Below are 6,450 nucleotides of genomic sequence, written 5' to 3'. Positions count from 1 at the left end.
GTAGCGATGGCACCAAATATAAATAATATGACATAAATATGAGGCATTTCGAACTTTTTTCTGTTTTTATTTGTTGTTTTCCCTTGTTTTTTAAAAATTTCATTGATACACCCCTTTGAGTTAACATAAATTTTGAACTAATATCATTATTTTATATAAAATAGAATCTTAATATTCTGAAAAATTATTTTAAACTTAATTATAACAAAATTTTTATAAAAGAATTAAATAAATATGATTTTAGTTGAAGAATGTAGTATGAATTAATGAGAATAAAAAAATCTAGTAAATGAACTTTGCAGATCATTTGCTAGACTTTGTTAGAAATATTGTATCTATTTGATAGTTAAAGACAGTTAAAAGAGCTGTCCTCTTAATAATCATAGGTATATATTACTTTGTTCGGTCAACATTAATACACAATATATTCAAATAACGATGAACATTTTGTGATGTTGTATCCTTTGGTAGAGCGTGGGAAAACGTACTATCCGTATCCGTTTTAACAGTATAGATTATATCATAGTTACTAATTTTGAAATCAATAATTTTCATAAATATCCCCTTAACAATGGTCATTGTTTTAAAAAATTATGAAATTGCAAATGAAACTGTGAAATAGGTTGAAGTACAAAACTGACCATTTATATAATTGTACAGTCTGTTTCTTCAGCTGTTGGCGCTTCTTCTGTTGTTGCTTTGTCTGCTTCTTCTTTAGTTGCTGGCTCTTCAGCTGTTGCTGCTTCTTCTTTAGTTGCTGGCTCTTCAGCTGTTGCTGCTTCTTCTTTAGTTGCTGGCTCTTCAGTTGTTGCTGCTTCTTCTTTAGTTGCTGGCTCTTCAGCTGTTGCTGCTTCTTCTTTAGTTGCTGGCTCTTCAGTTGTTGCTGCTTCTTCTTTAGTTGCTGGCTCTTCAGTTGTTGCTGCTTCTTCTTTAGTTGCTGGCTCTTCAGTTGTTGCTGCTTCTTCTTTAGTTGCTGGCTCTTCAGTTGTTGCTGCTTCTTCTTTAGTTGCTGGCTCTTCAGTTGTTGCTACCTTTTCTTTAGTTGGTGAGTCGATTTTTTCTGCTGCTTCAGCTTCATTACTAACTCCTAAAAACAAAGTAGCTCCAACTAAAATAGAAGCTGTACCTACTGTAAATTTTCTAATCGAATACTTATTTAACGTGTTTGGTAAAAAATCTAAACGTTTTTTTGAATTTTTCAAAAACTTCACTCCTTTGAAATTTCATATAATTAAAGTTTGTCTCAAACAAATCCTAATTATAGCATTAAGTATATTATAAATGAAATTTCATATATAGCAAAACAAAAATTTAATTGTACAAATTTATATTACTGATATGTTGAAGTGCTAATAATAAAATAGTTAATACCATTATTATCTTCTCTTAATTTTTTATTAGAATATCTTTCTAAATTTATAAGTCATCAATAACCCTCAGTTTAGCAACTACTCTCCAACAATATTAAATAGAAACCATATATCCTTTGTATTATTTTGAATTTTCTATATTTAATTTTTGATGGGATTTTAATGTGAAATTTTTTATTATCCCTCTTAAAAATCAATAGTATTAACTTTACATAAAATATACTTTTCATGAGGTCCCTATATCGTGAAAAATCGTTTTATACGTTTTTTGAAAAACAACTCACACATAGCAATAATTAAAACAAAGAGTCCAAGACATAAAGTTCCAGGATAAATAAAAAAAGACAATTTCTATTGAAATAATATAGAAATTGTCTTTTTTTATAATTTTTTTGATTATTTTCAGCTCGTTAAACCGTTACTTTTCTTATATTAAATGTCATTAGTACAAATCCTAGTTCTCTTTTGGCTTTATCTATCCCTAGAACGCACATTCGAGAGATACCCAAAATAGCCTTTAAGATATTAATCAAAGATACTTCCCCCCTTTTTTAATATAAGCTGTTTTGCATTCCTACGCACTATGATGTTATAATGCACTTAACAAGGAATCCAGCATGGATACACCAACCCCCTCACTACCGCAAATAGTGAGGGGGTTTTTGTAGGTGTGGCTATTGTCGCCTATTTGTCTTTGCGATTACGCAGCCAATGCGTAAATAACGCAATAATACAACCACTGATGACTGTGGTCGTGATGTGAACAAGGATTTCCAACATGAATAACACCTCCTCCCTACGTCAAATTGACGCCTGAGAGATAGGCGACTCCATTATTATACCATCTGTATCTTTTGAAGCATATGTACTTCCGATAAGTTGAAATATGTAAAATAATTTAATTTTACACTTTGTATTTTTCAAATTTCTGCTTCAAATATTTTATTTGTTTTTCATTCAACTTTTCAAATTTGAAATTTTTCATTTTATTTTTTAATAAATCATATAAATTTTCTTTTTGATTTACCCCAATTATCCCATTAGTTTTATCTGATCCATCAACAAAATGATATTTATCATTGTGATAATTAAAATATATAATACTATTGATAAAATATTGTTTATTTAAAAAAGCGCTTAATTTCTTCATTGTTTTATATATCTGTTTATAAGGATTACCATGGTTACGGTATTCTATTTCCCCATTTTCATTTAATTTCAAAACAAAAGTTTGATGCTCATTTTCATCTTGCTTATAAAAGATGTATCGATTCAATAATTCATGCTTAGTACCTTTTAAACTTTCTTTAGATATATTGTAATATATATCACCTTCCCAATATTTAGTTTCAAATATATAAATACCATAATCGCAAATAACCATATGATCTATTTGTCTAGGTTCTTTTAAATCGTACAAAAAAAGATTATCGAATTTTACAAAATGGTCGATATCAACTTCTTCTTGCAACTGTTCAAAAATTTCTTGTAACTCTTTAGAAGCTTTGATTTCCCCCATGTTTTTATTAGATACAGAGCTTAAACGATAACTTTCTTTCAAGTTTTTATTTTCCCTACACACATCTTCATATTTTTGGTTTAGTTCTTTATAACGAGCCGATAAATCTTTATTTGGGTTTTTCTCACTATCAATATTTGAATTTAGCGCTTGTTCTTTTTTCTCCTTCAATTTCATATTATCATTGCTCTTTTTATAAAAATAAATTACTAAGCAAAATAAGATAATAGAACATAATACCAAAACGATAATCATTATACACTAACCCTTAACTATTTATATCAATGACTTTATAGCATCTTTCATCTCTGCTTTTAATTGTTCATCTCTCTTGTATCCATTCAAATTAATATATTCCGCATCTTCTTGTACATACTGCAAGAACTTCTTGAATGTATCCATATAAGTTTTTATAACTTTCACATTGTGCTTCTAAAAGTTCAACATCTTCTTTTGGTATGCTTGTCTCTAAAGCCATTTCAAGTGTTTGTTTTTCTTTTTTTAACTGTTCAGTATATTCATCTGTGTTATAGACAACTGTAGGTTTGATACGATTACCTAATGCCGCAAGTCGTGTATAAGCTGTTGGATTTAAATCTCTATCTTCTGCTAATGCTTTTACCTTTTTATATTCTTCTTCAGTCAAATTGATATTGATTGTTTTAGCTTTTCTATGACTTTTATTAGTCATTTTTGACCCCTCCAAAACTAAGTAATCACTCATTCATTCAATAATATAGTTAGTAATTACTCAATGTTTTTATAAAAAAATAAACTAAGCAAATACTCATCTATTTTAACAAGTTATTAGCTTAGCAATTACTTAGTTTTATCGTATCATATTAAACTTAGTAATTACTAATAAACTATAGAATGAAATATTGATTAATTTAGAAGGGAAACAGGGAATCCTTTAGGGAATCTCTAGGGAATCTAAAGATTCCCTAGTGTGAAATCCCTTGCGCCCCAAAGGATAGAAGTATTGCTATTTTCCAAAGAAAATGCCATGTAAAATTTCATGGATTCCTTTGTGTCCGTCATTAAATACGATTCAGAAATACTGTAATATCAGCGTTCAAAGTCTTTAAGGATAAGTTTAGAGAACCCCAGCTATGCTGGGTGCCATGGCAATGGCATTGTTCCTCCTTATCCTGTTGTCCGGGATTCCTTTTAGATTCCCTGTAAATTTAACAAACAATTAAAATAATTTACACGATACAATGCGTAAGTCTTAGTTTGGCATTAATGTAACAGTTAAATAAACATTCATTAATAAAATGAAATTTATAGAATTAAAAAAGACTTAGAGAAAGTGAATTATAAACTCAAAATGATTCAATGGGTAATATAGTAGTAGGTGAACATATCGTTAATGAAATGAAGATATAGCAAAAGTATGATTAGGTTGCAGTCATATTTGTTAAAAGAGGTATAATGATGAATGTCTAAAAGAGTAAAAATAAAGCTCCTAACAGCATTAATCAATCTGTTAAGAGCTATTACATCACTAATTAAAGAGTTAAATAAACTAAATTAACTTTTTAGGAGGAGTCGCCACTCCTCCTTCAATACATCTATATTATAACATTTTACTACCTTTAAAACCATTACGGTTAACTGAAATAATGAAACGATAAGTTCTATTATCAATATTAGATTCCATGCTAAAATTTAAAAACGGATTAAATTAATCTCCCCATTATCAAGACAAGAAGAAACTACTGTTTCAAAAACCCTCCTGATTTTTAGAGAAAAACTCTCTTATTTCATCGTCTTTAATAAAATAATATGCCATCTTTCCATCTTTATAAAAATCAAGTACCTCATTTTTATATAAAAGCCTTAAATGATGTGAAGTTGAAGCAACACTCATTTTCAATATCAAAGAAATATCACAAACACACAACTCATCTTCTTTAATCAAAGATAATATGATTTTCAATTTCTTCTCATCACAAATTTTTTCTAAAATGTTAAGTAATTTCTTAGATTTATCATCTTCTAAAAAACTTAAAGCATTGTTAACTTTATCCTCATGTACACAGATCACATCACAAGCATTTTCATAACTCATATAAAATCACACCCTAAATTAAAATATAAATCCTAAAATTGTTTGAATAGTGTCATTTTCAATAATAATAAATAAACCTAAAGCTATATAAATAACAGCCATAATCCAACGACTAAATTTCTCAACAATTTCTCCAACTCCTGGAATATTAGCTAATTTTTGTGCAGTAAATACCAAGAAGAAAATTAAAATTAAAAAGACAAACAGAGTAATTAATAAATGAGTAACACTTAATGTCACAAAATACGGAACAAATAAACCAATATTATCAGCACCACAACTTGCTATCGTAACAATTGCAACCGTACCAACTAATTTAGACAATCCTTTTTCATTCAATTCTTTTTCTAGCTCTCTTTTCTCCTTCACAATCATCATAAATAGCTACTTTAATTCCTAAATAAATCGGTATTAACCCTAATAATCCTAATATCCATTTTTCAGGAACATAATTTAAGACATAAGGCTAAAGAACAAACTAACTACATATTAAAATAATAGAACCCAAATACTGACCAATATAAATATCTCGATATTCTTTCCTAGTCTTTGCTCTAGCAAAAAATATTAATAAAATTACTAATAAATCTACTGCTGTCGCAATATAAAGAATAGCAGCAGTTACAATAGTCTGAATCATAATTACACCTCATTCAAAAATATTTTTGAATGTATTATAACTTATGTTTTCAAATAATCATAGATGCTTTATTCCAATTGCTTTATTGACGTTGATCCTCGGAACCCTTAACAATCCCAAAACTTGTCGAATGGTCGGCTTAATAGCTCACGCTATGCCGACATTCGTCTCCAAGTTTAGTTAAGGGTTCTTCTCAACGCACAATAAATTTTCTCGGCATAAATGCGTCAACTACTTCTTATTCTCGTCATGATAATCATACTTTTCAGTTATCTCATCAAAGTTGTCATCCTTACAAAAAAAGCAATAGTAAGCAATAACTCCAATCGGAACACCTAAAAATGGTGTAGTAAAAGTACTAAATATTACACACATTAAAGATTAGCCAAAACAGATCTTCCTAAAGATCATTTAGAAAATAGATAAATAAATTCACGTTCTGTTTGATAGTTATCAACTTCAAACACTCCTTTTTAGCAAACTTTATCACAATAGTTATCGCTTTACAGGTCTGATTTTCGTCGTTATAATCTAGTTAAATCCCGTAAGGGCGCACTTATGCGTTCTAAAAAGAACGCGTGCAAAAACCATAATCGACCTTCGTCGATTTTTTATTTCAAAATTAAAGAAACGGCTTGACATATTCCGAGCAGTTATAAAAATCTAATTCGTCTTGAATATTGCTACTACATTTCTTGAAAAAGCGATGCAGATTTATAGCCCATAACTTTTTTGAATTCCATCGACGATACGGCGTCGAAAGAAAAATAAACAGACCGTACGAAAGAAAAAAGCTATCTCAATTTTAGGTGCTGGGTGAGCACACGAGTATGACAAACTTAACCTT

General features: G+C 29.2%; 6 protein-coding genes and 2 pseudogenes. All 8 read right to left on the bottom strand.

The window, feature by feature from the left end; all coding sequences use genetic code 11:
• Positions 1-644: 644 nt before the first annotated feature.
• Complete coding sequence (locus ACXACQ_RS23680; protein ID WP_474978518.1) at positions 645-1,202, bottom strand: YSIRK-type signal peptide-containing protein; 558 nt, start codon at positions 1,200-1,202, stop codon at positions 645-647.
• A 448-nt stretch (positions 1,203-1,650) separates the two neighbouring features.
• Positions 1,651-1,891, bottom strand: a pseudogene (locus ACXACQ_RS23675) (IS5/IS1182 family transposase); the annotation flags it as partial.
• 163 nt (positions 1,892-2,054) lie between these two features.
• Positions 2,055-2,150 (bottom strand): type I toxin-antitoxin system Fst family toxin, encoded by a 96-nt coding sequence (locus ACXACQ_RS23670; RefSeq protein WP_011276848.1) that lies wholly within the window; start codon positions 2,148-2,150, stop codon positions 2,055-2,057.
• A 124-nt stretch (positions 2,151-2,274) separates the two neighbouring features.
• The gene (locus ACXACQ_RS23665; protein ID WP_474978517.1) at positions 2,275-3,066 is read right to left on the bottom strand and encodes a nuclease-related domain-containing protein; all 792 of its coding nucleotides are present in this window, start codon (positions 3,064-3,066) and stop codon (positions 2,275-2,277) included.
• Between the two features lie 169 nt (positions 3,067-3,235).
• The gene (locus tag ACXACQ_RS23660; protein ID WP_474978516.1) at positions 3,236-3,613 is read right to left on the bottom strand and encodes a plasmid mobilization protein; all 378 of its coding nucleotides are present in this window, start codon (positions 3,611-3,613) and stop codon (positions 3,236-3,238) included.
• Positions 3,614-4,615: 1,002 nt separating this feature from the next.
• Positions 4,616-4,963 carry an ArsR/SmtB family transcription factor gene (locus tag ACXACQ_RS23655; protein WP_002508637.1) on the bottom strand — a complete coding sequence of 116 codons (348 nt, stop codon included), beginning with the start codon at positions 4,961-4,963 and terminating at the stop codon, positions 4,616-4,618.
• 18 nt (positions 4,964-4,981) lie between these two features.
• Positions 4,982-5,341, bottom strand: coding sequence for a cadmium resistance transporter (locus ACXACQ_RS23650; protein ID WP_474978515.1), 360 nt, complete (start codon positions 5,339-5,341; stop codon positions 4,982-4,984).
• Positions 5,295-5,603: pseudogene (locus tag ACXACQ_RS23645) on the bottom strand (cadmium resistance transporter). The gene ACXACQ_RS23650 and the pseudogene ACXACQ_RS23645 overlap by 47 nt, the downstream one beginning before the upstream one ends.
• Between the last annotated feature and the right edge of the window lie 847 nt (positions 5,604-6,450).

The organism is Fulvivirga sp. AWR4_260 (genome assembly GCF_056158185.1).
This window is presented reverse-complemented; position numbering and strand designations above follow the sequence as displayed.